Here is a 26734-nt window from a genome sequence, read left to right as displayed (position 1 = left end):
GGATACGGCGACATGACGACGGCACTGACGGCACCGAAGGCAGCGAGGGCGACCACCGACGAGCGGGCCCTGAAGGAGCTCCAGCGCGAGCACGGGCAGGCCCTGCTCACCTTCCTCCTCGGCCTCACCCACGGCGACCGGCAGCGGGCCGAGGACCTGGCCCAGGAGACCCTGGTCCGGGCCTGGCTCCACCCCGAGGCCTTCGACTCCTCGTACGAGTCGATGCGGCCGTGGCTGTTCACGGTGGCCCGGCGTCTCGCCATCGACGCGCGCCGCTCCCGGCTGTCCCGGCCGACCGAGATCGGCGACTGCCTGCTCGCCGTCACCGCCGACCCGGCCGACGCCACCGAGTCCGCCGACGCGGCCCTCGACGTCCGCGCGGCGGTCCGCGGGCTCAGCCCGGAGCACCGCGCGGTCCTCGTCCGGCTCTACTTCCACGGCCTGACGGTCAACGAGGCCGCCGCCGACCTCGGCATCCCGGCCGGCACCGTCAAGTCCCGCTCGCACTACGCACTGCGCCAGCTCGGCCACCGGCTGCCCGGCTACCGGCCCCGGCGCCGCACGGGCGTTGCCCGGCCCCCGGCCGTCGCCCCACAATGACGCTCGTGACACTGACTCTCGCCGCCGCCGAAAAGGTCCTCGCCGACAACTTCGCCCCCTGGGTGCTCGACCTGGGGCTCTCCGTCGCCTCCGTCGACGGTCACGAGGCCGTCCTCCGGCTCCCCTGGTCCGACCGGCTCGCCCGGGAGGGCGGCGGGCTCTCCGGACAGGCGCTGATGGCCGCCGCCGACACCGCGACCGTGATCGCGGTGTCCGCCGCCCGCGGCGGCTTCGTGCCGATGACCACGGTCCAGCAGTCGATCAGCTTCCAGCGCGCCGTGCTCGGCGTCGACGTCCTGGTGCGGGCGCGGCTGACGAAGGCCGGCAAGCGCATGGCCTTCGCGGACATCACCATGACCGCCGAGGGCACGGAGGAGCCCGCCGCCCACGCGACGGCGGTCTACGCCCTCCTCGGCTGACCTCCTCCACCCCGGGCTTCACCCCCGTCACACGGCCCTCACCTGCACCGATGTGGCGGGGGCCGTGTCCGAAACCACTCGGGCGAGTTGAGCGAATGCGCCCCGCGCGTGCCCTTCTCGGAGGAGGCTCGTCACCGGGGGCCTCGTCTGGACGTCCGGGAGAAGGTGGAAACGGTGCTGCCCGAAAGCACGAACGGCGCCGGCGGAGGCGGGCTCGCCGTCCCCATGGACTGGCTGTGCGCCGAGTACGTCGCCGACGACGTGTTGCGGACCAGCGGGCTCGTCGCGCCCGGTTCGCTGGAGTTCCGGGCCGGGGTACGGACCCTGTCCCTCACCGTCCTGTTGTCCGGGGCCGGCAGGGACGGCTGGCTGCGCCGTACCGCCCACGACCACCCCTGGTCCGCCTGGGTGGACACCCACCTCGACGCTCCGTCCGCGCGCCCCCCGGAACCGGACCTCGCCCTCGCCCGGGACACCTGGCGACGGCTGCGGGCCACCGAACTGCGCGCCGCCGACCTGGCCGGACTCGCCGGGCTCGCCGCCGTCGACGAGGACCGTCAGGTGTGGCTGCCCGCCTGGCAGGTGGGCGTGGCCCTCAGCCACCTCGCGCTGCACCTGTGCTGAGCCCGGGAGGCGCCGTCAGGCCGTCGGGTGCACGCCCGGGCGGTACTTGGGGATCCGTACCGTCACCTTCATGCCCGCGCCGACGCCCGTCTCGATGACGAGACCGTGCTCCGCCCCGTACACCTGCCGGAGCCGCTCGTCCACGTTGCACAGGCCGACGCCCGAGTCCGAGGGACGCTCGCCGCGCAGGACCGCGCGCAGCAGCTCCGGGTCCATGCCGACCCCGTCGTCCTCGATGGTGACGACGGCCTCGGCGCCCGCGTCGCGGGCGGCGATCACCACCCGGCAGCCGTCGGCGGAGTCCTCCAGACCGTGCTTGACGGCGTTCTCCACCAGCGGCTGCAGGCAGAGGAACGGCAGCGTGACCGGGAGCACCTCGGGCGCGATCCGCAGGGTCACCTTCAGCCGCTCGCCGAACCGGGCGCCGGCGAGTGCCAAGTACTGCTCGATGGCCCGCAGTTCGTCGGCGAGCTGGGCGAAGTCGCCGTGCCGCCGGAAGGAGTAGCGGGTGAAGTCGGCGAACTCCAGCAGTAGTTCGCGCGCCCGCTCGGGATCGGTGCGGACGAACGAGGCTATGGCGGCGAGCGAGTTGAAGATGAAGTGCGGGGAGATCTGAGCGCGCAGGGCCCGGATCTCGGCCTCCACGATCCGGGTCCGGGAGCGGTCCAGCTCGGCCAGTTCGAGCTGGACGGACACCCAGCGGGCCACCTCCGTGGCCGCCCGCACCAGGACCGCCGACTCCCGCGAGCCGTACGCGACGAGCGCGCCGAGCACCCCGTCCTCGCCGGTCAGCGGGGCGACCACCGCCCAGCCCAGCGGGCACTCGGGGTCGGCGCAGTCGTCCGCGCAGCCGGTGTGCGCGGAGCGGCTGCGGCCCGAGGCGACGGTCTCCGCGACGAGTTCCATGACCGCCTCGCGGTGGTGCCCGTCGCCGGGTCCGTCCCAGGCGAGCACGCAGGTCCGGTCGGTCAGGCACAGCGCCTCCGTGCCGAGCAGGGAGCGCAGCCGGCCGGCCGCCCTGCCAGCCGTCTCCTCGGTGAGCCCGGCGCGCAGCGGGGGCGCGGCGAGCGAGGCGGTGTGCAGCGTGTGGAAGGTGGCACGTTCGACGGGGGTGCCCAGGTCGAGGTCGGCCGCCCTGCGTCCGCGCCGGGCGGTGCTCCGGCCGAGCACGAAGCCGGCCGCGAGCAGGACCGCTCCGACGGCGGCCGCCGCGGCCAGGACGATGCCGCTCACCGCTCGGCCCCCCGCGCCTGGGCCTCGGGGCGCCCACTGAACTCCTCCGGCAGGTGCAGCCGGGCCAGGATCCCCGGCGTTCCGGCCGGCACGCGACCCGGGGTCGCGAGGGACACCAGGACCATGCTGAGGAAGCCGAGCGGCACCGACCAGACGGCGGGCCAGGCCATCAGGGTGTGCGGCCAGCCTTCCGGCGGCAGTCCCGCCCGGGTGGCCATGACGGCGGTCAGCGCGGAGCCGCCGCCGAGCAGCAGCCCCGCGATCGCGCCGGGCGGGGTCAGCCGCCGCCACCAGATGCCGAGCACCAGCAACGGGCAGAAGGAGGAGGCGGAGACGGCGAAGGCCAGGCCCACGGCATCGGCGACCGGCACCTTGGAGGCGAGGACCCCGGCGGCGAGCGGGACGGCCGTGGAGAGCAGGGTCGCGAGCCGGAAGTGCCGGACGCCCCGGGAGGGCAGCACGTCCTGGGTGAGGACCCCGGCCACCGACATGGTGAGCCCGGAGGCGGTCGACAGGAAGGCGGCGAAGGCGCCGCCCGCGAGGAGCGCCCCGAGCAGGTCACCGAGCACCCCGCCGAGCAGCCGTTCCGGCAGGACGAGCACGGCGGCGTCGGCGGCCCCGCTCAGGGCGAGTTCGGGGGCGTAGATCCGGCCCAGCGCCCCGTACAGCGGCGGCAGCAGGTAGAAGACGCCGACCAGGCCGAGGACGACCAGGGTGGTCCGGCGCGCGGCCCGCCCATGGGGGCTGGTGTAGAAGCGCACGGCGACGTGCGGCAGGCCCATGGTGCCGAGGAAGGTCGCGAGGATCAGCCCGTAGGTCGCGTACAGCTGGTGCCCGTCGCGCCCGCCGGCGAGCGGCTGGGACCAGCCGAGGGGGTCGGCGCCGTTCGAGGCGCGGGTCGGTACGGGCGCCCCGGCGGGGAACGCGAGCCGGGTGCCCTTCTCGATCCGGTGGGTGCCCGGCCGCAGGGTGACCGTCCCCCGCTCGTACGCCCGCTCGTCGACGCCGCCGGTGACGGTGAGCGTGAGCGGGGCGTCGACCTCGATCCGTACCGTGTCGGCGACCCGGACGACCGTGTGGGCGCGGAAGACGGCCGGCGCGTCGAACCGGGCGCGCGGGGCGCCGTCCCCGGACCAGGCGGCGACGAGGAAGAACGCCGGGACCAGCAGCGCGGTGAGCTTCAGCCAGTACTGGAAGGCCTGCACGAAGGTGATGCTGCGCATGCCGCCGGCGGCGACGATGCCCGTGACGACCAGGGCGACGACGAGACCGCCGAGCCAGTCCGGGGCACCGGTCAGGATCTCCAGGGTCAGCCCCGCGCCCTGGAGTTGGGGCAGCAGGTAGAGCCAGCCGATGCCGACGACGAAGAGGCTGGCGAGCCGCCGGACCTGGGGGGACTCCAACCGGGCCTCGGCGAAGTCGGACAGCGTGTACGCGCCGGAGCGGCGCAGCGGGGCGGCGACCAGGAGCAGCAGCACGAGGTAGCCGGCGGTGTAGCCGACCGGGTACCACAGCATGTCGGGGCCCTGGACGAGGACGAGTCCGGCGATGCCGAGGAAGGAGGCGGCGGACAGGTACTCGCCGCTGATGGCGGCGGCGTTGAGGCGCGGCCCGACCGTGCGGGAGGCGACGTAGAAGTCGGAGGTGGTACGGGAGATCCGCAGGCCGAGACCGCCGATGAGGACGGTGGCGAGGACGACGACGGTGACCGCGGCGACCGCGTAGCTGTGGTTCATGCGCCGGGGGTCACCGCTCGACGAGGCCGGTGAAGTCGCGTTCGTTCCGTTCGGCGCGCCGGACGTACCAGTGGGCGATGGCCCAGACGACCGGGTGGACGCCGACGCCGAGCGCCGCCCACACGGCGGCCTCGGGCGCCGGCAGCGCGAGCAGCAGCGGCAGGGGGCCGACGAGCAGCAGCAGCGCGCCGAGTCCGGTGAGGGCGGCGCGCAGCTGGCTGCGCATCAGGGAGCGCACGTAGGTGTGGCCCAGGGTGGTCTGCTCGCTGATCTCCGAGCGGGCGGGCGCGTGATGGGGACGGGGCCGGGGCACGGGCCCGCCGCCCACGGCAGAGGCGTGGGTGACGGTCTCGCGCCGGGGCCGGCGCTGGGGGTCCCCCCGGCCGGAGGCCGGGGACGGATGGTGCTCGGACATCGGCGTCCGCTCTCTCACGGTCGGGTGGGCCCGTGGAGTGTAAGCGGAAGGGGTCGGGGGCGGGTAGGGGTCGCCGGACCTACCGGTCGGGCTCAGCCGCCGGCCCGGCGCACGAGGAGGTCCCGCAGGTCACGGGCGTGTCGGCGGGAGACGGCGAGTTCGGCGTCGCCGACGCGCACGGAGGTCGCACCGCCGTCGAGGCGCAGCTCGTCGATGCGGCCGAGGGCCACGAGGTGGCTGCGGTGGATGCGCACGAACCCGCGGGCGGCCCAGCGCTCCTCGAGCGTCGACAGCGGGATCCGGACCAGGTGGCTGCCGTGGTCGGTGTGCAGGCGGGCGTAGTCGCCGTGCGCCTCCACGTACGCGATGTCGTCGACGGACACGAAGCGCGTGACGCCGCCGAGTTCGACCGGGATCTGCTCGGGCGCGAGCGCCTGCGCGGGCGCGTGCACGAGCTCGCGCACGCGCCGGACGGCCTCGGCCAGCCGTTCGCGCCGGACGGGCTTGAGCACGTAGTCGACGGCCTCCAGGTCGAAGGCCTGGACGGCGAAGCCCTCATGGGCGGTGACGAAGACGATGAGCGGCGGCCGGGCGAAGCCTCCGAGCAGCCGCGCCAGGTCGAGTCCGCTCAGGCCGGGCATGTGGATGTCGAGGAAGACGACGTCGATGGCTTCGTCGCCGTCGGGTCCGCTCTCCAGGGCGCGTCCGATCCTGCGCAGCGCCTCGGTGGCGTCGCCCGCGCCCTCGGCGGTGCGCACCCGTGGGTCGGCCCGCAGCAGGTAGAGGAGTTCCCCGAGGGCCGGCGCCTCGTCGTCGACGGCCAGTACGCGCAGCATGCGCGGGAGTCTATTTCAGGAGCCGCGCAAGACCGGCGGGGGTGCGGAGTCTATTTGAGGAGTTTGGACATGCGCCGGTCGGCGAGCGGCTTGCCGCCGGTCTGGCAGGTGGGGCAGTACTGGAGGGAGGAGTCGGCGAAGGAGACCTCCCGGATGGTGTCCCCGCAGACCGGGCAGGGTTCACCGGCGCGGCCGTGGACGCGGAGCCCGCTCTTCTTCTCGGCCTTGAGCTTGCCGGCGGCGAGGCCGTGGGAACGTTCGACGGCCTCGGCGAGGGTGCTGCGCACGGCCGCGTAGAGGACGGCGGTCTCCTCGGGGGTCAGGTTCTGGGTGGGCTTGAACGGCGACATCCTCGCGGCGTGCAGGATCTCGTCGCTGTAGGCGTTGCCGATGCCCGCGATCAGGCTCTGGTCGCGCAAGGCGCCCTTGATCTGGCGCCGTTCGCCCGCGAGCAGCGCGCCGAAGGCGGCGAGGTCGAAGTCCGCGGCGAGCGGGTCGGGCCCGAGGCGGGCCACGCCGGGGACCTCGGCGGGGTCGCGGACGAGGTGCACGGCGAGGCGTTTGGTCGTGCCGGCCTCGGTGAGGTCGAATCCGTCGCCCCCGGTGAGCGCGGTCCGCAGCGCCAGCGGTCCCTTGCCGGGCTTCGGCAGTCCGGAGGGCAGCACGTCCTTCCACTGCAGCCAGCCGGCCCGGGCGAGGTGGGTGACCAGGTGGAGCTCCCCGGCCGTGCCCTCGGTCGCGATGTCGAGGAACTTCCCGTGCCGGGCGACCCCGGTCACCCGGGCGCCGTCGAGCGCGCTCAGCGGCGGGTCGTAGGTCTTGAGCACGCTGATCGCGACCGGCAGCACGCGGGCGATCTCCTTGCCCACCAGGTGGGCGTCGAGGAACTCGCGGAGGGCCTCGACCTCGGGCAGTTCGGGCATGCTCCCACCCTGCCGCACGGGCGGGTCGGGCGCCCGTCAGGGCGGGACCGACGCCCGTCAGGGCGGGACCGACGCCCGTCAGGGCGGGACCCCGCACGGGCGGGACCGGCGCCCGTCAGATCCCCGGTTCCTCCGTGATGAACTCGCACCACACGCACTTGCCGCTGCCGCGCGGCTCCACGCCCCACTGGTCGGAGATGCGGTCCACGAGCAGGAGACCGCGCCCCGATACGCCGGACTCGCCGGCCTCGCGGCGGCGCGGCAGGGCACTGGAGCGGTCCTCCACCTCGACGCGGAGGCGGCGTTCCGGGCCGGCGAGCATCCGCAGGGTCACGATGGCGCCGCCGTCGGTGTGCATCAGGGCGTTGGTCGTCAGCTCGTCGGCGACGAGTTCGATCTCGTCGGAGCGGGCGCCGGCGCCCCAGGCCCGTACCGCGGCCCGGATCATGTGGCGGGCGGACCGGAGCGCCTCGGGGTCGTTCTGGCCCACGTGCTGTTGGAGGCGGCCGCCGGCCTGCGGCTTGTGGGCGCCCTCGCGTCGCAGCAGCAGGACCGCCACGTCGTCCTCGCCGCCGCGCTCGTCGACGACGTCGCAGAGGTGGTCGGCGAGCTGCGCCAGGTCGCGCGGGCCGCGCTTGACCAGCGAGGAGAGCCACTGGAGGCCTTCGTCGAGGTCGGCGCCCGGCTTCTCGACCAGGCCGTCGGTGTACATGAGCAGGGTCTGTCCCGGGTCGAGCTCGGCGGTGGTGACCGGGTAGTCCAGTCGTCCGAACTCGGCGGACAGCCCGAGCGGCAGACCGCCGTCGACGGGGAGCCGGTGGGCGCTGCCGTCGGGGTCCTGGACGAGCGGGTCGACGTGCCCGGCGCGGACGATCTGGACGAGTCCGGTGTTGGGGTCGGCCTCGGCGTACGTGCAGGTGGCGAAGCGGTCGGTGTCGAGCTCGTGGAGGAAGACGGAGGCGCGGGCCATCACGGTGGCGGGGGTGTGGCCCTCGGCCGCGTAGGCGCGCAGCACGATCCGCAGCTGGCCCATGACGGCGGCGGCGTGCGTGTCGTGGCCCTGGACGTCGCCGATGACGGCGCCCACCCGGCCGCCGGGCAGCGGGATGATGTCGTACCAGTCGCCACCGATGTCCCGGCCGAGCCGGGCGGAGCGATAGCGGACGGCTATCTGGGTGCCGGGCACGTCGGGGATGCGGCGGGGCAGCATCGCCTGCTGGAGGCCCTCGGCGAGGTCGTGCTCCTGTTCGTACAGCATGGCGCGCTGGAGGCTCTGGGCGATCGAGCTGCCGAGGGCGACGAGCAGGTTGCGCTCGTCGGCGCTGAAGCCGGTCCGGTCGCTGTAGAGGAGGCCGAGGGCGCCGATGGGCCGGGCCTGGGCGATCAGCGGGAGGTAGGCGGCGGAGGTGATGCCGAGGCCGCTGATGTGCGGCCACAGGACCGGGTAGGAGGCGGCGAAGTCCTCGGGCGACTCGATGAACCGGGGCTGCAGGGTCCGGACGACCTCGCTCATCGGGTACGGCTCGTCCACTCGGGTGAACCGGGTGCCGGGCACGAACGCGCCGGCGGGTCCCTCGGCCACGAGGTGGATGCGCCCGGCCTCCAGGAGGCCCATGACGAGGCTGGCCGCGCCGAACTGCTCCAGGCCCTGGGAGTCGTTGAGCAGGTCGATGATGTCCTGGACGGTGCGGGCGTGGGCGAGGGCGGCCGTCATGCCCTCGACGACGCTGGTGCGCTGTCGCCTGCCCTCGTCGAGGCCGAGCCGTGCGGCGGACTCGGTGAGCTCCTCGGAGGCGTCGCGGACGACGCCGACGATACGGAAGGGCCGACCGGTCTCGTCGCGCCGGACGAGGCCCTGGGTGTGGGTCCAGCGCTGGACGCCGCCGCGGGTGCGGATGCGGAAGTAGGCGCCGTAGCGCTCGCTGCCGTCCTTGAGCGCCTGCGCCACCAGGGAGTCGAGGCGGCGGCCCTCGTCGGGCAGGACGCGCGAGCCGAGGGTCGCGGGGTCGCCGTCGTACTCGCCGGGATCCATGTCGAAGACGCGCAGTGCGCCCTCGTCCATGGTCATCCGGCCGGTGAGCAGGTCCCAGTCGAAGCTGCCCATCCCGAACTCCTGGCCGAACTCATGAAGGAAACAGCAGGTCGGCCCGGCCGCCCCCGTCTCGCAGCGGCACTGCTCGGCCGCCTCCCCGCCCCGTCTGCCCGCGTTCATGGGGGCCACGCTAGGCGCAGGCCCGCCCGTACGCACGGCGAAGATCGGCACAGCTTGGCAACAACGTGCGGGCGGGGCGGTCCGGCGGACGGGCGGGGGCGGTCGGGCGGGGGCGGTCCGGCGGGGGCGGTCCGGCGGGGGCGGTCAGCCCTCGAAGGTCTCGGGCTGCTGGGGCACGGTCTCGGCCGGGAACAGGTCGTCGAAGGAGGGCGGCGGCTCGGGGGTGGGGTACTCGCCGGGTCCGTCCGGTACGACCGGCGCGTCGGGCATCGGTACGGGCGTTCCGCCGTCGGGCGAGTCGGGGGCCGGCGTGTCCGGGAGCGGCGGCTCGGGAGCGGGCGGGGTCGGGTCGTCGGGTGCCGGGGGGACGGGTCGCGGCGCCGTGGGGGGCCCGACGGGGCTCCTGGGCGTCGTCGGCTCCGGTGCCTGCGGGCTGTCCTGCGCCGGCGGAGGCGGGGCGGTGACGACGTCGCAGTCGGCGGGGTCGCAGGGCGGCAGGACGTCGGGCCTGCGGTCCTGGGCGCCGGTGGTGCCGGTCTTCCGCTCGATCCAGGTGTTGTCGGCGGTGTTCACGATGACCAGGCTGGTGACGACCGCGGTGGTCGGGGTGATGGCGACGACGCGGTCGGGGCGGTAGCCGGCCCAGGCCCGTCCGGCGAGGGCGGCGCCGGGCGCGGCGGCCGGGGAGCGCAGCGGGTTCCCGCAGACGCAGCGGACGCGCGGGCTGCCGTACTGGTCGACGAGGACGGCGGTGCCGGTCTGGAGGACGGACTGATAGGCGGTGGCGTGGCCGTCGCTGAAGCCGTGGCTGGTGACGCGGGTGTCGGTGCGCAGCACCACGGGGGTGAGGCCGCGCAGCCAGCCGGCGATGTTGCTCTCGGGGATGCCGGCGGACTCGGCGAAGGCGCGGGCCCGGGCCTGGTCGGCGGTGAGGAAGGCGACCTGCTGCTCGACGTCGCAGCTGGCGACGGAGCGGGTGCCGCCGTAGAGGCCCGGGGTGGCACCGGTGAGCGACCGGCCGACGGGCGCGGGTTCGCCGACGCCGGTGGCGGCGGGTGCGCCCGCGTCGACGGGGGCGCCCTCCTGCGCGGTGGAGGCGGTGAACGGGGCGGGTCCCTGGGCGCCCGCGGGCTGGAGGAGCACCTCGCGGACGGGGGCCGTGGCGGCGGTCTGCTCCGCGCCCGGTTCGCCCGGTTCGCCGCCGGCGCAGCCCGCGAGCAGCAGGGCGGAGGCGAGCGCGGCGAGGGCGCCCGGCAGCGCGTGCGGTGCTCGCGCTGACCGTGGTCGCGTGGGCCGTGGTCTGGTTGCGTCGCGCACTGGGTCTCCCGCCTGTTCGCCCCGGGTCGTCCCTTCATGTCTGCCGCAGGGCCAGGGGGGCCGCAATCCGGGCGCGTCCATCCGGCTCGGAGGCTTTCACCACCCCACTCTTGAACACGTTCAAGGGTGGGGTCTACGCTCGTCCCGGAGAGCTTGAACATGTTCAAGGGGGGTGTCCGTGCCGTGTCCGTACTCGTCGGACCGATCGTGATGCTGGGGATGCTGGTCGTCGTGCCCGCCGGGCTCCGGATGATCGGCGGCCCCCAGCCCGCCACGCTGCGCGCCCTGCGCCGCGCCTGGCCGTTGTTCGCCCTCCCCGGGGCCGTCGCGCTCTGGCTCCCCCGCTCGCCGGTGGCCGCGGCCCTCGCCGGGATCTACGCCCTCGGCACCCTGGCGCTCGCCCTGCACGCCCCCGCCCGACTGGCCCTCACCCGGTCGTTGTCCCCCGCCGAGGTGGCCGTGCTCAGCGCCCTCGCGACACCGTCCGTCGCGGGACTCGCCCTGGTCGCCGAACGCGGCGGCCACGAGCTGCTCGGCTTCGACCTCGACGTCCTCGCCCTCACCGTTCCGCACTTCCACTTCGCGGGCTTCACCGCCGCCCTGGTCGCCGGGCTCGTCTGCCGCACCGTCGAGGGCCGCGCGACCCGGTTCGCGGCGCTCAGCGTCCCGCTCGGCACGCTGCTCGTCCTGCTCGGCTACTTCGTCGACGACTGGGCGGAGCTGGCCGGGGCCCTCGTGCTCTCCGCCGGCATGTGGGCCGTCGCCCTCACCACCTGGCGCCGGCTGCGCCCCGCGGCGGCCGATCCGGCCACCCGCGCGCTGCTCGGGGTCTCGGCGGCCGTCCTGGTCGCCACCATGCTGCTCGCACTCAGCTGGGCGCTCGGCGAGGCCACCGGACTCCCGCACCCGAGCCTGACCTGGATGGCGGCGACCCACGGGCTCGGCAACGCCCTCGGCTTCGCGCTGTGCTCGCTGCTCGCCTGGCGTCGCCTGCGCCCCGCCCCACCGACCGGGCCCCGCCCCGCGCACCGCCCGGAGATCCGTACCCAGGCACGTCCCCGTAGCGCCGTCGACACCACCGCCCCGGCCACGGCCGGCGTGACCACCACCGCGGGTGCCACGGCCACGCCCACGGCCACCACCGCCCAGGCCATCGCCACCACCACCGCCATCGCCCACCACCGCCACCGTCACCACAACCGCCACAGCCACAGCCACAGCCACAGCCACAGCCACAGCCACCGCTCACCGAACGGAGCTCCCGGCATGACCCGCCTCATCCGCAGCCTCTCGGACGCCCCCGCCACGGCCCCGACCGGGCCGAACTACCCCGAGGTCGGCGCCACCCGCACCGGCCCGCTGCCCGTCGGCTACCACCACCTCCACCACACCGTCCGGGTCGGCCACGGCGAGGCGGCCTACGCGGCCGCCGGTGCCGCCGTGACCACGTGGGCCATGCACCGCGCGACGGGCGCCCGGGTGGCCTGCACCGCCGGGCGCGCCGAGCCGGGCGTCACCCTGGAGGTCTCGATGGGGCTCGGTCCGATCCGCTTCGACGCGCCCTGCCAGGTGATCTGGACGGCCTACACGGAGCGCTGCACCGGCTTCGCGTACGGCACCGTCGCCGGGCACCCCGAGTGCGGCGAGGAGTCCTTCGTCGTCGACCTGCACGACGACGGCACGGTCTGGTTCACGGTCACCGCCTTCAGCCGCGCCGCCGTCTGGTACACCCGGCTCGGCGGGCCGGCCGTCCGGGCACTGCAGCTCGCCTACGCCCGCCGGCTCGGCCGCGGTCTGGCGGGTCTCACCGCGGGCCGATGAGAGTTACGCTCCTTCTGTACTCACCCGTACTCCCTCGAAGGAGGCGGCCATGAGCAGCCCGTACGACGAGTACACGAACCCCTCGCAGGCCGAGGGCGAGCGCCTCGACGAGGACATGGACGCGCAGCAGAAGTCGCACGTCCACCCGCAGGTCATGCGCACCACCCCCTCCCAGGCGGAAGGCGAGCGCTCGGCGGACGAGGACGAGTGAGAGCGCCGGCCGCCGGCGCCCGCCGCTGACAGCAGGCGCGACAGCCGCCGCCGGTCTCCGCCGCCGCACGCGATGGAGTGGTTCACCGCCCCCGACTACTGGCTGAGCCGGATCGTCTTCCAACGGGGGCTCGCCGGTCTGTACCTCGTCGCGTTCCTGTCCGCGGCGCTGCAGTTCCGCGCGCTCATCGGCGAGCGCGGCATGCTGCCCGTCCCCGAGTACGTCCGCTTCGTACCCGCCCGGCGGGCGCCCAGCCTCTTCCAGTGGCGCTACTCCGACCGGCTCTTCGCGACGGTCGCGTGGGGCGGCGCCGCACTCGCTCTCGCGATGGTCGCCGGTGCGGGCGACGCCGTGCCGCTGCCGGTGTCGATGCTGCTGTGGCTGCTGCTCTGGGGGCTGTACCTGTCGATCGTGAACGTGGGGCAGACCTGGTACTCCTTCGGCTGGGAGTCGCTGCTCCTGGAGACCGGTTTCCTCGCCGTCCTGCTCGGCAACGACGACACCGGCCCGCCCGTCCTGATCCTGTTCCTGCTGCGCTGGCTGCTCTTCCGGGTCGAGTTCGGCGCCGGACTGATCAAGATCCGCGGCGACCCGTGCTGGCGGAACCTGACCTGCCTCTACCACCACCACGAGACCCAGCCGATGCCCGGCCCGCTGAGCTGGTTCTTCCACCACCTGCCGAAGCCGTTGCACAAGGTCGAGTGCGCCGCGAACCACGTCGTCCAGCTCGGCGTGCCCGTCCTGCTCTTCACCCCGCAGCCGGTCGCCACGGTCGCGGCGGGGCTGATGGTGGTCACCCAGCTGTGGCTGGTGCTCTCCGGCAACTTCGCCTGGCTGAACTGGCTGACCATCGTCCTCGCGCTCTCCGCCCTGGACGGCTCGCTCCTGGCCGGCTCCCACCCGCAGCCGGAGGCCCCGCTCTGGTACGTGGTGGTCGTGTGCGCCGCCACCGCCCTGATCCTCTTCCAGAGCCGGCACCCGGTGCGCAACCTGCTCTCGCGGCGGCAGGCGATGAACCGCTCCTTCGACCCGCTCCACCTGGTCAACACGTACGGCGCGTTCGGCACGGTCGGACGCATCCGGGACGAGATCGCCGTCGAGGGCACGGACGATCCGGACCCTGACGAGAACACCGTGTGGCGGGAGTACGGCTTCAAGGGCAAGCCCGGCGACCCGCGCCGGCTGCCGCGCCAGTTCGCCCCCTACCATCTGCGGCTCGACTGGCTGATGTGGTTCGCCGCGCTCTCCCCCGGCTACGCCCGGGACTGGTTCGGGCCCTTCGTCGAGCGGCTGCTCGCCGGGGACCGCGACACCCTGCGGCTGCTGCGCCACAACCCGTTCCCGGACGCGCCGCCGACCCACGTCCGGGCCCGGCTCTACCGCTACCGGTACACGAGCTGGCGCGAACTGCGGGAGACCGGGGCGTGGTGGCACCGGACCCTGCGGCGGGAGTACCTGCCGCCGGTACGGCTGCGCGAGCCGGCCGAACGCGACTGAGCACGCCCGGCGGCCGGGCGGCGGCCGGCGCCGAGGACGGCCGACGCCGAGGACGGCCGACGCCGGGGACGGCCTGGACCGAGGACGGCTCGGGCGCCGGACGATCCCGCGGGCATGCCCGTGCCCCCGGCCGTGGGGTCGGCCGGGGGCACGGGGCGAAGCGACAGCTCGACTCAGTCGATGCCGGGCAGGATGTGCGGCTCCGCGAGGTCGTCCTCGTAGCCGGCGAGGCGGATCGGGGCCGAACGCGCCCACACTTCGAGGCTGCCCAGCTCTCCTGACCGGCGCGTCCGCTCGGTCGGTTCGGCCGGGGCCTTCTCCTGCTTGGTCAGTTCTGGTGTCACCGCGCACTCCTCTGTGTCGCGTACCGATGGGGACAAAGGGGCCGTTCGGTCGCGGTGGCGCCGTTCTCCGGGCGGGACCGCGGCCTTGGTGGCAGGCCAGTCCCCGGGCCGACCGTAGGGGTTCGGTTAAACCCCGCTGGGCCGACCATGTGCATCAGATTAACCAGATGAGCGCGTCAGCGCTCTATGGGGCGCAAAAGTGTGACGCGATCGAGTGACACTGGCCCGTTTGCCGAGGTCAACGCCCGATCATCGATCAAAATCACCGGCTCGGCATCGCCCTTCGCGCCCCTCCCGAATCACCAGTTTCCGGGCGCGTAGTCCTTCATGAACACGCCGTACAGGTCCTCGCCCTGCTCACCGCGCACGATCGGATCGTAGACCCGGGCCGCACCGTCGACGAGGTCGAGCGGGGCGTGGAAGCCCTCCTCGGCGAGCCGGAGCTTGTCGAAGTGCGGACGCTCGTCGGTGATCCAGCCGGTGTCGACGGAGGTCATCAGGATGCCGTCGGTCTGGAACATCTCCTGGGCGCTGGTCCGCGTCACCATGTTGATCGCGGCCTTGGCGGCATTGGTGTTCGGGTGCCCGGCGCCCTTGTAGCCACGGCCGAAGACGCCCTCCATCGCGGAGACGTTCACGACGTACGCGCGCTTGCTCTCGGCCTTCGCGGCGGCCTCGGCCATCGCCGAACGCAGCTTGCTGATCAGGATGAACGGCGCCGTGTAGTTGCACAGCTGGGTCTCGAGGAGCTCCACCGGCGAGATCTGCTCGATGGTCTGCACCCAGGTGTTGCTGTCGACGACGTCCGGCACCAGGCCGCCCGCGTCGATGGCGGTCCCGGCGTGGTGGCGCTCGATGCTGGCGTTGCCCGCGACCAGGGCGAGGTCGGCGACCTGCTGGGCGTCGAGACCGCTCACGCCGACCGGCAGCGCGGCCGGTCCGCCGAGCTCACCGACGGCACCGGAGTTGAAGGCGCCGATGACGTGGTGCGCGGGGAGCTCGCCGAAGGGCAGCGGGGCGCTCTCCCCCTCGACCAGGGCGGCGTACGCGGTGGGCAGCCGGCGCACGGTCTGCGTCGCGTTGTTGACCAGGATGTCCAGCGGTCCGGCCTCGGCGACCTGGTCGGCGAGGGCCACGGCCTGCGCCGGGTCGCGCAGGTCGATGCCGACGACCTCCAGGCGGTGCATCCAGTCCGCCGAGTCCTCCATCGCCTTGAAGCGGCGGATGGCGTCCTTCGGGAAACGGGTGGTGATGGTGGTGTGCGCGCCGTCGCGGAGCAGCCGCAGCGCGATGTACATGCCGATCTTGGCCCGTCCGCCGGTGAGCAGGGCGCGCTTGCCGGTGAGGTCGGCGCGGGCGTCGCGCTTGGCGCGGTTCTCCGCGGCGCACTTCTGGCAGAGCTGGTGGTAGAAGTAGTCGACCTCGACGTACCGCTGCTTGCAGACGTAGCAGGAGCGGGGGCGCTGGAGTATGCCCGCGATGCGGCCGGCCTCGGTGACCGAGGAGGGCAGGATGCCCTCGGTCTCGTCGTCGATGCGCTGTGCGGAGCCGGTCGCGGTGGCCTCGGTGACCGCCTTGTCGTTGGCGGTCTTGGCGGCGCGGCGCTCCTGGCGGCGGCGCTGCTTCACGGTCCGGTAGATGCCGGCGGTGGCGCGGCGGACGGTGATCGCGTCCGGGTGGTCGACCTCCAGCTCGTCGAGCTCGTCGAGCACGCTCAGGCAGACGGCCAGGCGCTCGGGGTCGATGCCCGGCCCGTAGTCCTGGGTCTCTTCAGTCACCGTCATGCCGTCGTCGTTCCTCGATCGCTCGTGCCGTCGCATCCGGTTGGCGTTGTCGGCGTTTCCAAAGACGCAACTTTACGGAGCGGAGGGCCGCCCCTCCAAACCCGTACGGGGAGGGTGGTCGAACACACAGTCGCCGCACAGGCCGCCGGAGGGGCAGCGGTAGTAGAGGCAGCAGCTGGTACGGCGCAGGGCGGGCCCGCGGACGGTGGCGGCCAGGTCGGGGTGGTCGAACAGGCCCTCGACGAGTGCGGAGGCGCGCCGGGCGGCCTCGGGGCGGTCGTGGGCGCGAGCCCAGCGGACCAGCTCGCGGAGCGCGCCGGCGAGCGCGGAGCCGGCGTTGCCCCAGAGCAGCCGTGGCGAGATCCGGCCGTCCCGGGCGAAGGCGGCGTGCAGCGGGACGAGGTGGCCCTCGTGGACGGCGGCCCGGAGCTCCGCCACGGTGCCGGGGCGGGTGGCGGTGCCGGACCACCACAGGTCGTCGGGCGAGGTGAGCGCGCCGTCCCAGTGGAGCGTGTCGGGGGTCAGGTCGGGGAAGCGGCCGTGCAGGGCGGCGGGCCCGAGGGCGGTGGACCAGAGCCGGGCGGCGAGCCCGAGGTGGGCGACGGAGGCGCCGACGCGACGCTCGGGCGCGCCGAGGCGGGCGGCGACCCGGTCGACGCGTGCGGTCAGCGGGGCGTCGTCGCTCCCCGCGTAGAGCTCCGCGAGGGGTCGGTGGGCGCCGGAGTGCGGCGGGGGCGGGCTGGTGCGCAGCGCGAAGAAGCCGCCGACCCGTGCGCTTTCGTCGAGATCCACGCCCGCATCCTTCCACCCCGCCGGAATCGCCCCGTGCTCGGCTCCGCAACGGCGGCTCCCGTCCACGGATGCGCGGACCGAGCTGGTCGAGGAGCTCGCGCGGGCGGTGCGCGCGCCGCCGGGGTCGGACAGGGACGCGAGTTCGGCGACCGTCCCGGCCCGGCACCTGCCCGGCGGCCCGGGGGCACAGTTTGCGGGCCAATGTGGACCGGGTCACGCGCCGATCGGCTCGGGATGCGGCATTCCGGAAGGCCCTCGCCGTCGGTGCCCGCTTCGCCCCGGACACCGGAATGGTCGCGTTCCCCCCGTCCTGACCTGCGGGGGCGTACATCCCACGGCGTACGCGCGGGCCGCGTACTCCATCCGCGGTATCACCGATCGCGTTCCCAGGTACGACGACGTGGAGGCCCGGAAGAGAGATCGTGGAGGTATGAGCCCCCTCCTGCTGTCCGTGCTCCTCTCCCTGGTTTCCGCGGTCGCGTACGCGGCCGCGGCGATCGTGCAGGAGCGGGTCGCCGCCTCGGCCGGCCCGCGCTACGCGCCCCTGCGCCGACCGGCGTGGTGGGGCGCCGTCATGCTGAACGGCGTCGGTGCGGCCCTGCACGTCGCCGCGCTCGCGTACGGGCCGCTCAGCCTGGTGCAGCCGCTGGGCGCCCTCACCATCGTCTTCGCGCTGCCGATGGCGGCCGTCTTCGTCGGCCGCCGGGCCGGCCGCGCGGCCTGGTGGGGCGCCGTGACGGCGACCGCGGGCCTGGCCGGGCTGCTCAGCCTCACCGGTGGCACGGGCGCGCAGTCCCTCGCCGCCGATGAGCGGCGGCTGCTCGCGATCGGGGCCTTCGGCCTCGTGGCCCTGCTCTTCGCGGCGGCGCACGTGGTGGGGCGCTCGGTGCTGCGCGCCGTGATCCTGGCCGCCGCGGCCGGGGTGGCCTTCGGCATCGCCTCGGTCTTCACCAAGACGGTGGCCGTGGACTTCACGCCGAGCGCCCCGCTCGCCCAGTGGCCGAGCCTGCTGGTGCTCTCGGCGCTCGCGATCACCGGACTGCTGCTCTCGCAGGCCTCCTACCGGGGCGCGGGCCTCGCCGCCCCGCTGGCCACGGTCACCGTGGTCAACCCGGTGGTCGCCGCGGCCGTCGGCCTGACCCTGTTCGGCGAGTCGTTCCGGTACGGCACGGCCGGCACCGTCGCCGCCCTGATCTGCGGCGCGGTGGCGGCCGGCGGCCTGGTCCGGCTCACCCTCGACCGCATGGCGACGCCCGAGGACTCGCTGTCGGTGTCAGATCGAAACGCCTCGGGCCCGGAGGTACGCCAACGGGTCGATGTCGGACCCGTACCCGGGACCCGTGCGCATCTCGAAGTGGAGATGCGGTCCCGAACTGTTGCCGGTCGACCCTGACCGCGCGATCCGCTGCCCGGCGCCGACCTTCTGCCCCTCCCGCACGGTGAGCGCGGAGAGGTGCGCGTACTGGCTGTACCGCCCGTCCTCGTGCCGGATGACGACCTGGTACCCGTACGCCCCGCCCCATCCCGCGGACACGACCCGGCCGGCGGACACGGCCCGCACGGAGGTGCCGGTGGGGACCGGGAAGTCGACGCCCGTGTGATACCCGCTGGACCAGGAGGTTCCGGCGACGCGGTAGCTGGTGCCGATGTCGGTGTCGGCGACCGGCGAGGTGAAGTGGACCGCGGGCCGGGCGGGCTTGGCCACGGCGGGCTTGGCGGCCGGGGGCTTGGCGACCGGCCTGGCGGCCGGGGGCTTGGCGGCCGGGGGCCTGGGCGCGGGCTTGGCGGCCACGGGCTTCGCGGCAGGCCTGGTGGCGGGCTTGGCGGATGTCGTCGCGGCGGGCTTCGGCTGCGTGGACGGCTTCGGCTGAGGGGCGGGCTTCGGCCGTGGGTGCGTCGTGGCGTCGGGCCGGGCCGGGGCCTTCGGGGGCGCCGCGGGGGCGGGCGCGGTCATGCGCAGGGTGAGCCGCTGGCCGGGATGGATCAGGTCGGGGTCGTCGCCGACGACCGCGCGGTTGCGCTCGTAGAGCTTCTGCCAGCCGCCCGTGACGTGCTCGTCGCGGGCGATCTTGGAGAGGGAGTCGCCGGGAGTGACCGTGTACATCTCCCGGACGGTCGGCACGGTGGTGGGGCTCGCGGGCTTCTCGGGCCGGCTCGGCTGCGTCGCGTGGGTCCGCTGGGCCGGTAACGCGACGTCCTGGAGCGGTCGGGTGCGTTCGGTCTGCGGGGCGATGCCGGGGGCGGGGCCGCCCCGTTCGAGCCCGGCGCGCGGCGCGCAGGCCGGCCAGGCGCCGGGGCCCTGCCCCTTGAGCACACGCTCGGCGACGGCGATCTGCTGGTCCTTGGAGGCCAGATCGGCCCGCGGCGCGAAGTGCGTCCCGCCGTAAGCCTCCCAGGTGGACTGGGTGAACTGCAGCCCGCCGAAGTAGCCGTTGCCGGTGTTGATCTGCCAGTTGGACGAGGACTCGCAGGACGCGAGCTTGTCCCACACGTCGAGCGAGGCGGCCTCGGCCGTGCCCGCGCCGATCAGCGGCAGGGCCATGCCGGCACCGCCGGCGGTGACGGTGAGCGAGGCACGGTTGATCCGGCTCGGCTGCTGCCGACGGTGTTTTCCGCGTACGGCCATGAGCCCCCCTTGAACGCATCGGCAGTCGCCCACGGTAAGGGCGGGCAACCGTGCGTGACAAGGGCTTCGGGCCGATCCGGCGCCTCTTCCGTCACATCCCGGCGGGACCCGGCTGCGGCTGCGGCTCGGGCTCCGGCACGGGAACGGGGTTGGGCGGGGGGACCGGGCCGGGCGGCGGGACGGGCGGGGGCACCGGTGGCGGCGCGGGCGGGGGCAGCGGATCCGGGATCGGGGGCTGGGTCATGACGGACTCCGATGTGCGGGACGGGAACGGGTTCGGCACCAGCGTCTCCCTGTCCGCGTGCCCCCGCTCGCGGGACCCATTCCTTCGGGTGGGCGCCCCGGCCCGGCCGAGCGGGGGCGGGACGCCCACTCCCGCTCCCCGCGTGCGTCGCCTCCACCACCGTGTGCACGGCGACGCACGCGTGCGGTGCGGCGTCGAGCACGAAGGAGACGATCACGCCGGAGCGTCAGCTAGCCATGCTGCGGGCCTCCCTCGGCCGCGGCTCAGATCTGCGCGGGCACGGCGTGCGGCGCACGCACCGTGTCGCTCCCCGGCACGGGCGCCGAGGCGTCGCCCCCGAGCTCCACGATGCGGTTGTCCCCGTCGACGTGCACCACGCTCGGCACGAGCGCGCGCGCCTCCGCGTCCGTCACCTGGGCGTAGCTGATGAGGATCACCAGATCCCCGGGGTGCACCAGATGGGCGGCGGCGCCGTTGATGCCGATCACGCCCGAGCCGCGCTCGCCCTCGATGACGTACGTCTCCAGGCGCGCCCCGTTGTCGATGTCGACGATGTGGACGAGCTCACCGGGCAGCAGGTCGGCGGCGTCCATCAGGTCGGCGTCGACCGTGACGGAACCGACGTAGTGGAGGTCGGCCTGGGTGACGGTGGCGCGGTGGATCTTGGACTTGAACATTGTACGTATCATCGAGGTACTCCTGGACATAGGCTCCCTGCCTGCGTTTTTGCAGGTCAAGGGCTGTTTCCACACCCTACAACGAGTCGCAGGTTCAGGCAGCTGTCCCAGGTTTTTCAGGACTCATGCTGACCAATTGCTGACTTTTCTGACGCATCATCAGGCAATGCCGGGGAACTTCGCCCACTCTCCCTGGCTCCACCGCGACGACCCCACAAGCCTACGCAGCACGCACTCAAGAGCCCTCGTGATCACCGTCACTCTCACGGAGCGGAGACGCTCGATCCGCGCGTGCACGAAGACTCGCCACCGCAAGAATCCTCGGAGAAGCGGCGCGGGAACCTAGCAGCGAATCCCGGCCCCGCGAAACCGGCGTTCCTCATGACCATGGCCTTAGCCCGCCCGGTGACTCTTGGCAGTGACACAGGGCGGCCGCCGAAGACCTCAGAATCCCGACAGAGCGGAGAGCAACTCGGCTTTGCGATCACGCTCAGCCCGGGCCTCGAAGGAGCCGTCTCACCCATGGAACCGCAGCCTTCCGACACCGCCCGACCGCGGCGGCGTCAACCCGTCGAACCCGCCCTGATGGAAATCTCCGAGGTCGCCGCGATGCTCCCCAGTGGCGCCGGGCTGTGGTCAAACCACAAGCAGACGAAGAACCTGCTGGTTTCCTACTCGCCGAAGAAGCCCGGATTCTTCCAGGGTATAAAAGAGGCGCCTGATCTGCGCTTTTACCTGTCAGGCGCCTCTCACTGGGCCGGGCAGACGCGGCCGCGTTGAAGAGAGGGCGGTGGCGCCCAGGATCGCATCTCAGTGGCCTCGGTGAAGCCGATGCGGACGAAAGCGGCGGTGCGTCTCAAACGGACTGACATCGAGACCAGCTCCGCCACCAGTCTGCTGCAGACCGGCGGCACGGTGTGGGCCTGCACCGTCCTCGCCTTCTCCCTGCTGTACTTCGAACTCGACAGCGGTGGGCCCGCCTCCCGCGCCCACCGCATGCCCTCCGCCCCGCGCTCGACTTCCCCCAACAGCTCGATCCCCGGCTGAGCAGCGCCGACTGGCGGCCCCGCTGCATCGACTACCTCTACCTCGCGCTCACCAACGCCACCGCCTTCAGCCCCACCGACGTCATCCCCCTGGCCCCCTGGCCCCCTGGGCGAAGATCGCCATGGGCGTTCAGTCCCTCGTCTCGCTGCTCCTTCTCGGGCTCGTGGTCGCCCGTGCCGTCAACGTCCTCGCCTGACGAGCTGACGAGCTGACGAGCCGCCGGGACGACGGCACAGGCCAGACGGCTCCCGCGCGCCCGGCAGGGCGACGCCGTCACGTGCCGGTCACGTTCGAAGGGGCTCCGCCCAGCCGTTTCGTACCGCGCAGGCGCCGAGCTGCATGCGGGTCCGGACTCCGGCCAGGTCCATGAGATGACGCAGGCGCCGGTGGAGCGTGCGCGGTGACAGACCGAGTTGTGTCGCGGCCGCCAAGTCCGTGAGGCCGGCCAGGAGGAGCGCGAGGATCCTGCGGTCGAGCTCGGTCGGGCCTTGCGGACCGACCTCGACGGTGGGTTCGGATGCTCCGACCGCGGCCGACAGCGCGAGCGGGTCGGCCGTGCGCCATACCGTCTCGAACAGAGCGTCCAGCGCGTCCAGCAGTCCGCTGCGGTGCAGCAGCGCGGCGCCGGGCTCCCCGTCCGGTGTGACCGCGAGCGGGACAAGGCCGAGGTCGGCGTCGGCCAGCACGAGCTTCATCGGCAGCTGGTCGGCGACACGCAGTTGCACGCCCTTGCGCATGGAGTCGATCGCGTCGTCGAGGATGCCCGGTTCTGCCAGCACGGCCCGGTCCAGTACCGCCCGGAACCGCACGCCGCGGTCGAGTGCCATGGGCTCTGCCGTGTTCTCGTCGGGAGGCAGGGCGACGAACGGTGCGGTGATGAAGGAGCGGACCTGCGTACGGGCTGCCTGCTGTACCTGGAGGAAGCGATGGCGGATGGCGTCGACGCCCGTGACGACCTCGATGAGATCGCTGATGCTGCTCCCGGTCATCGCCGCCCGGTGTTCCTCGGCGAAGGTCACCAGGGCGTGCTCGGCCATCCGCAGCCCGTCCCGGCGCTGGCTGATCAGGGCGCCGAGCGCCATCGCCGGTGGTGCGGCGGTGAACCGCTCGTCCGCCGACCTGGTCACGAGTCCCCACCCGACCAGGCGGGACAAGGCCATGTCGACGTGGGCGTGCGACAGGTCGAGCTGGTCGGACAGCAGGATCGCCGTGGAGTTCGGGCGTCCGAGCAGCGCCCGGTAGACGCGCTCGTCATCGGGTCCGAGGCCCAGAACATCCAACATCGGCGACCGACTCTCCTCCGCTTGCCGCAGCGGGGAGAGTATGCGCCAAGGCGGCAGACCCTGAATAGTCCCTGATGGGAGCAGGTGCGAGGGGAAGGGCCCCGGGGAGTCACCTCCCCGGGGCCCGGCAGTGCGGTTCATCGCAGGCCGTACGCCCGGATGATCTCGTTCTTGACGCTGAAGCCGCTGTCGGTCTCGGCGCTCGCGCGGACCGAGATGAAGCCGCCCGGCTTCTTGGCCGTCCTGAACGAACCCGTCCAGTGGCCGTCGGCGCCCTTGGCGACGGTCACCTTCTGCCACGTCGCGCCGTCGTCGTACGAGACGTCCAGCTTCACCGTGGTGACGGTGCCCGGCAGGGTGCCGCGGCCCATCGACACCGGCTTGAGCGCGATCTCCTGGGTCGCGTTGGCCTTGACGTCGCCGTGCAGGTCCGACTCCAGCTTGTAGTCCAGGTTCAGCACCGGGAACGGCTCGAAGAAGTCCGAGTCGACGGTGTCGGACATGAACGTCCACTCGGTGTGGGTACGCGTCGACAGCCGGAAGTCGCCACCGGGCCGCTCCGCGTCGAGGACGGCGCGGTAGGGCAGGTTGCCCGCCGGCACCTCCACCCACTGCATGTCCGTACTGTTCGGGTTGTCGTGGATCAGGGTGTCGCCCTGGAAGACCTGCAGGTGGGTCGCGGTCGCACCCCACGGCAGGAAGCCGCCCAGCCGCATGGTGCCGCTGGAGGAGGCCCACGCCTGCACGTTCCAGGTCATGTAGTTCTGCCACCGGGAGTTGTACACGCCGAACGACTCGCTCTGGCCGGGCCTGGTGACCGGTGCGAACCAGTCCAGGCGGGTGGTGCTGCCCTTGGTGTACGTGTTGTCGCCCGACACCATCACCCACGGCAGGGCTCCGTCGACGCCCTGCGCGTGGAACTCCCTCCAGACCTGACCCGGAGTCACCCACTCGGTGCGGGTGCCCGGGTGCCACTCGCGCTCTGGGAAGTTGAAGGACGGGCTGAGGGTGAAGTCGGACCGGTAGCCCTCCGCCTCCCGGCCTTCCGTGGCCGAGTAGTAGCGGGCGTCGACCCGGGCGAGGTCGGCCTTGGTCGGCTTGTAGACCAGGGCACGGTCCGGAACCCGGCCGGGGTACTCCCGGGTGAGGTCGTAGACGAACGGCGTGTACTCGGTCTGCTTCACGGTCAGCTTGAAGCTGCCGGCCTTGGCCGTCGAGACGAGGGCCTTGCCCGCGTCTCGGTGCACGGTGGCGACCGGGATGGCCGACTCGCCGACGTACTCCATCAGGGGACCGACACCGTCGTTGACCACGATCAGCGCCTTCGCACCGGCCGCGACCGCGGCCTCGGTGCGCTCCTGGGGCGAGACCTCGTCGCTGCGCTCGACGACGACGACCTTCCCCTTGGCCTTGACCTGCTCGTAAGCGGCCGTCGCACCGTTGCCCGCGTAGACGGCGTCCAGCGTGTCCGTGGCGGTGCCCAGGGCGCTGCCCGCCTGCACCAGTGCATCGAACCGGAGTCGGCCGCCCCTCGTGCTCAGGCTGAGCTGCGGCTCGCCCTTGCGCCAGCGGGTGGTCAGCATGAACTCGCCCTGCTCCATCGGCTCCGTCGGCGCGACGTAGACGTCGTCGTATGTCGGCGGCAGCACGTACGCGCTGCGGTAGTCCATGAACGGGTCGAAGTCCTTGTAGTGGACGTTGAAGTCGACCTTGCGCTGGCGGTCCTCGGTGCGCTGCGGCCCCTCGGTCTGCAGCAGGCGCGCCTTGCTCGCGTCGAGCACCACGTCCGCGGCGCCGTCCTCGAGCACGGTCTCCGGGTCGACCAGCACGGCCAGACCCGAGCGGTCCGCCTTCTCGCCGGCCACGTCGACGTACCCCGCGACGGTGTACAGGCCGGGTGCCATGCGCATGGTGGTCGAGCCGTCGACGTAGACCTGCCACGGCCAGAAGTCGCCGGCCAGGTTGATCGTGACCCAGCCGGCGCCGGGCTTGCCGTCCCGTCCGACCAGCTTGATGTTCAGGTCGTACCGCTCCTCCTCCTTGAGCAGCGCCACGGACGTGCGGGTCACCGGCTGCCCGGTGGCCGCGTCGGTCGCTGTCACATAGCCGACGTGCCGGCCGGCCGAGGCGGCTTGCGGGTCACCGGTCACCGGGACGGCGGCGGTGCCGCCCGCCGGGACGGTGACCGTCGTGGCTCCCAGCGTGAACGGGCCGCCGCCGTAGCTCAGCGCGAGGTTCAGCGTGACGTCGGCGGAGCCGGCGTTGGTGAAGGTCAGGTCCTTGGTGACGGCGCCGTCGCTCGGCTCGTGCGGCCATGTGTAGTTGCCGAAGAAGAGCGATCCGGTGCCGCGGACCGTGGTGCGTACGGCGGCGGCCACGTCGAGACGGCCGGTGCCGACCTCGTACGGCGAGTATCCGCCGTCCAGGCCCTTGGCGGTGCTCATCAGGTGTTCCTTGAGCTGCGCGCCGGTCCAGTCCGGGTGCTGCTGGGCAAGGATCGCGGCCGCACCGACCACGTGCGGGGTGGCCATCGAGGTGCCGCTGATGGTGCGGTAGAGGCCCTCACCACCGCCGGTCATCTCCTGCGAGCGGGCCGCGGTGATGTCCACGCCGGGTGCCGCGATGTCCGGCTTCATGCCGCCGGAGTAGGCCAGCGGGCCGGTACTGGAGAAGGACGCGAGCCGGTCCTGCTTGTCCGTGGCGGCCACGGTCAGCGCCGAGGCGGCCGCGCCCGGGGCGGAGATGCTCTCCGGGCCGGAGTTGCCGGCGGCTATGACGAACAGCGTGCCGTACTGGGCGGACAGCGCGTCGACCGTCTGCGACATCGGGTCGCTGCCGTCCGTCGGGTACGAGTCGCCGAGGCTCATGTTGACGACGTCCGCGCCGGATTCGGCGGCCCACTGCATGCCCGCCATGACCCAGGAGTCCTGGCCGTAGCCCTCGGCGCCGCCGAGCACCTTGCCGACGAACAGGTCGGCGCCGGGGGCGACGCCCTTGTTGTCGCCCCCGGAGGCGGCGCCCGAACCGACGATCGTGCCGGCGACATGCGAGCCGTGCCCGTTGACGTCGGTGATGGCCTCACCCGGCACGAAACTCGCCGCGCCGTCGATCAGACCGGCGAAGTCGGGGTGGTTGACGTCGATGCCGGTGTCGAGCACCGCGACCTTGACGCCCTTGCCGTTGTACCCGGCCGCCCAGGCCTCGGGCGCGCCGATCAGCGGCACGCTCTCCTTCAGACTGGCCTTCACGCGACCGTCGAGCCACAGCTTCGCCACGCCCGCGCCCAGCGACGGGCTCCCCTGCGGCGCGACGGTGTTCCAGAAGGTGCGAGCCTGCCGCTTCTCGGTGCTGAGCGCGGCGCCTCGGATGCCCTTGAGCTTCCGGGTCAGCTTGCTGCCCCGGGGTGCCGTGGGCTCGACGGCCGCCCGGGACTTCGGCTGGGTGTACGTCGCGATCAGCGGTACCGCGGCCGACTTCGCGTCGTCGTAGCCCATCTCGATCAGGTCGGTGACGTTGAACAGCCGCCGGTCCAGCTTGTCGGTGCCCAGCAGGGGCGCCGCCTCGTCCGGGATGACGAAGAGGTCGCCCTTGATCTCCTGGAGCTTCACGCCGCCGACGGCGCTGTCGGGCCGGTCGACTTCGGCGATCTGCTTGCCGTCGGCCGTCGTGGTGACGGTGACGACGTCACCGGTGACGAGCGTGACCTTGTGGGTCGCCGAGGGCTTGGCGGGAACGTCGGGCTTGCTCGGAGTGGCTTGTGCGGGCGCTTGCAGGACCGCAAGCCCCGACGCCAGCAGCGGCACCGCGGTGGCAACCGAGATCAGCCGCCAGCGTCTGCGCCGGAAGGCGGAAGCATGAGAGGGGAAGGACATGCCATGGGTCTATCGACCGCTGAGCGCTGTCGTGAAGGCCCCGTGACGGCAAGTCCTCGCCATGGCAAAGGCCTGCCAGCTATGAATCGTGGGATTCCGGACGGAACATGACGAGCCCCGGGTGGGCGTCCCGCGGTGTCAACCCCATGGCGCCGGCACGCCGCTGACATGCGAAGGCGGACTTCCGGTCGCGCCGGAGGGGGCACGGCGCCACCGGTCTT

The 26734-nt window shown here is 73.2% G+C and carries 23 protein-coding genes and 1 pseudogene; 10 read left to right on the top strand and 14 right to left on the bottom strand.

From position 1 onward, the window contains the following. The first annotated feature begins 12 nt into the window (after positions 1 to 12). From AB0M16_RS05040 to AB0M16_RS05030, 3 genes are all read left to right on the top strand, one after another. Entirely contained in the window at positions 13 to 600 is a 588-nt protein-coding gene (locus AB0M16_RS05040) for a sigma-70 family RNA polymerase sigma factor (RefSeq protein ID WP_365338858.1), read from the top strand. A gap of 5 nt (positions 601 to 605) precedes the next feature. Next, complete coding sequence (locus AB0M16_RS05035; protein WP_365338856.1) at positions 606 to 1019, top strand: PaaI family thioesterase; 414 nt, start codon at positions 606 to 608, stop codon at positions 1017 to 1019. Between the two features lie 225 nt (positions 1020 to 1244). Continuing rightward, positions 1245 to 1643 carry a hypothetical protein gene (locus AB0M16_RS05030; protein ID WP_365339467.1) on the top strand — a complete coding sequence of 133 codons (399 nt, stop codon included), beginning with the start codon at positions 1245 to 1247 and terminating at the stop codon, positions 1641 to 1643. 15 nt (positions 1644 to 1658) lie between these two features. Here the strand turns inward: AB0M16_RS05030 and AB0M16_RS05025 are convergent, their stop codons facing one another. The 7 genes from AB0M16_RS05025 to AB0M16_RS04995 all read right to left on the bottom strand — a co-directional run bounded on the left by AB0M16_RS05025 (position 1659) and on the right by AB0M16_RS04995 (position 10315). Continuing rightward, positions 1659 to 2876, bottom strand: coding sequence for a histidine kinase (locus tag AB0M16_RS05025; RefSeq protein WP_365338854.1), 1218 nt, complete (start codon positions 2874 to 2876; stop codon positions 1659 to 1661). Next, positions 2873 to 4612, bottom strand: a complete 1740-nt coding sequence (locus AB0M16_RS05020) for a cation acetate symporter (RefSeq protein ID WP_365338852.1) — start codon at positions 4610 to 4612, stop codon at positions 2873 to 2875. The genes AB0M16_RS05025 and AB0M16_RS05020 overlap by 4 nt, the downstream gene beginning before the upstream one ends. 10 nt (positions 4613 to 4622) lie before the next feature. After that, positions 4623 to 5027, bottom strand: coding sequence for a hypothetical protein (locus tag AB0M16_RS05015; RefSeq protein WP_365338850.1), 405 nt, complete (start codon positions 5025 to 5027; stop codon positions 4623 to 4625). Between the two features lie 92 nt (positions 5028 to 5119). Further along, on the bottom strand, positions 5120 to 5863 hold the full coding sequence (locus AB0M16_RS05010) for a LytTR family DNA-binding domain-containing protein (RefSeq protein ID WP_365338848.1): 744 nt from the start codon (positions 5861 to 5863) through the stop codon (positions 5120 to 5122). 50 nt (positions 5864 to 5913) lie between these two features. Beyond that, positions 5914 to 6786 carry a DNA-formamidopyrimidine glycosylase family protein gene (locus AB0M16_RS05005; protein ID WP_365338846.1) on the bottom strand — a complete coding sequence of 291 codons (873 nt, stop codon included), beginning with the start codon at positions 6784 to 6786 and terminating at the stop codon, positions 5914 to 5916. Between the two features lie 115 nt (positions 6787 to 6901). Further along, positions 6902 to 8998 carry a SpoIIE family protein phosphatase gene (locus tag AB0M16_RS05000; RefSeq protein ID WP_365338844.1) on the bottom strand — a complete coding sequence of 699 codons (2097 nt, stop codon included), beginning with the start codon at positions 8996 to 8998 and terminating at the stop codon, positions 6902 to 6904. 144 nt (positions 8999 to 9142) lie between these two features. After that, positions 9143 to 10315, bottom strand: a complete 1173-nt coding sequence (locus tag AB0M16_RS04995; RefSeq protein ID WP_365338842.1) for a DUF6777 domain-containing protein — start codon at positions 10313 to 10315, stop codon at positions 9143 to 9145. Positions 10316 to 10498: 183 nt separating this feature from the next. Here AB0M16_RS04995 and AB0M16_RS04990 point away from each other — a divergent pair. The 4 genes and pseudogenes from AB0M16_RS04990 to AB0M16_RS04975 form a co-directional block, all read left to right on the top strand. Further along, positions 10499 to 11311 (top strand): annotated as a pseudogene (locus AB0M16_RS04990) (YndJ family protein); the annotation flags it as partial. Positions 11312 to 11581: 270 nt separating this feature from the next. Then, a complete protein-coding gene (locus tag AB0M16_RS04985; protein ID WP_365339465.1) occupies positions 11582 to 12136 on the top strand; it encodes a DUF1990 domain-containing protein in 555 nt (184 codons plus the stop codon). A gap of 49 nt (positions 12137 to 12185) precedes the next feature. Then, positions 12186 to 12347 (top strand): hypothetical protein, encoded by a 162-nt coding sequence (locus AB0M16_RS04980; RefSeq protein WP_365338840.1) that lies wholly within the window; start codon positions 12186 to 12188, stop codon positions 12345 to 12347. Between the two features lie 72 nt (positions 12348 to 12419). After that, positions 12420 to 13844 carry a lipase maturation factor family protein gene (locus AB0M16_RS04975; protein ID WP_365338838.1) on the top strand — a complete coding sequence of 475 codons (1425 nt, stop codon included), beginning with the start codon at positions 12420 to 12422 and terminating at the stop codon, positions 13842 to 13844. A 173-nt stretch (positions 13845 to 14017) separates the two neighbouring features. Here AB0M16_RS04975 and AB0M16_RS04970 read toward each other — a convergent pair whose 3' ends face one another. The 3 genes from AB0M16_RS04970 to AB0M16_RS04960 all read right to left on the bottom strand — a co-directional run bounded on the left by AB0M16_RS04970 (position 14018) and on the right by AB0M16_RS04960 (position 16764). After that, positions 14018 to 14188, bottom strand: a complete 171-nt coding sequence (locus AB0M16_RS04970) for a hypothetical protein (protein WP_365338836.1) — start codon at positions 14186 to 14188, stop codon at positions 14018 to 14020. 299 nt (positions 14189 to 14487) lie between these two features. Beyond that, positions 14488 to 15972, bottom strand: coding sequence for an SDR family NAD(P)-dependent oxidoreductase (locus AB0M16_RS04965; protein ID WP_365338834.1), 1485 nt, complete (start codon positions 15970 to 15972; stop codon positions 14488 to 14490). A gap of 72 nt (positions 15973 to 16044) precedes the next feature. After that, positions 16045 to 16764, bottom strand: a complete 720-nt coding sequence (locus tag AB0M16_RS04960; RefSeq protein WP_365338832.1) for an IucA/IucC family C-terminal-domain containing protein — start codon at positions 16762 to 16764, stop codon at positions 16045 to 16047. A 430-nt stretch (positions 16765 to 17194) separates the two neighbouring features. Between AB0M16_RS04960 and AB0M16_RS04955 the strand changes: the two genes are divergently transcribed. Continuing rightward, the gene (locus AB0M16_RS04955; protein ID WP_365338830.1) at positions 17195 to 18157 is read left to right on the top strand and encodes a DMT family transporter; all 963 of its coding nucleotides are present in this window, start codon (positions 17195 to 17197) and stop codon (positions 18155 to 18157) included. Here AB0M16_RS04955 and AB0M16_RS04950 read toward each other — a convergent pair. Beyond that, positions 18038 to 19390 carry a transglycosylase family protein gene (locus AB0M16_RS04950; RefSeq protein WP_365338828.1) on the bottom strand — a complete coding sequence of 451 codons (1353 nt, stop codon included), beginning with the start codon at positions 19388 to 19390 and terminating at the stop codon, positions 18038 to 18040. The genes AB0M16_RS04955 and AB0M16_RS04950 overlap by 120 nt on opposite strands. Positions 19391 to 19897: 507 nt before the next feature. After that, complete coding sequence (panD, locus tag AB0M16_RS04945; RefSeq protein ID WP_365338826.1) at positions 19898 to 20323, bottom strand: aspartate 1-decarboxylase; 426 nt, start codon at positions 20321 to 20323, stop codon at positions 19898 to 19900. Between the two features lie 510 nt (positions 20324 to 20833). Here panD and AB0M16_RS04940 point away from each other — a divergent pair. Then, positions 20834 to 21091 carry a hypothetical protein gene (locus AB0M16_RS04940; RefSeq protein WP_365338824.1) on the top strand — a complete coding sequence of 86 codons (258 nt, stop codon included), beginning with the start codon at positions 20834 to 20836 and terminating at the stop codon, positions 21089 to 21091. Between the two features lie 69 nt (positions 21092 to 21160). Beyond that, complete coding sequence (locus AB0M16_RS04935) at positions 21161 to 21358, top strand: hypothetical protein (protein ID WP_365338822.1); 198 nt, start codon at positions 21161 to 21163, stop codon at positions 21356 to 21358. Positions 21359 to 21642: 284 nt separating this feature from the next. Here AB0M16_RS04935 and AB0M16_RS04930 read toward each other — a convergent pair whose 3' ends face one another. Together AB0M16_RS04930 and AB0M16_RS04925 are read right to left on the bottom strand one after the other, a co-directional pair. Next, complete coding sequence (locus tag AB0M16_RS04930) at positions 21643 to 22641, bottom strand: helix-turn-helix domain-containing protein (protein ID WP_365338820.1); 999 nt, start codon at positions 22639 to 22641, stop codon at positions 21643 to 21645. Positions 22642 to 22778: 137 nt separating this feature from the next. After that, complete coding sequence (locus tag AB0M16_RS04925; protein WP_365338817.1) at positions 22779 to 26513, bottom strand: S8 family serine peptidase; 3735 nt, start codon at positions 26511 to 26513, stop codon at positions 22779 to 22781. Positions 26514 to 26734: the final 221 nt, after the last annotated feature.

Origin of the sequence: Streptomyces sp. NPDC051921, from assembly GCF_040680975.1 — a bacterium.
Taxonomy (GTDB): domain Bacteria; phylum Actinomycetota; class Actinomycetes; order Streptomycetales; family Streptomycetaceae; genus Streptomyces.
Note: the sequence above shows the minus strand (reverse complement) of the source record. Positions and strands in the feature narration are given on the sequence as shown.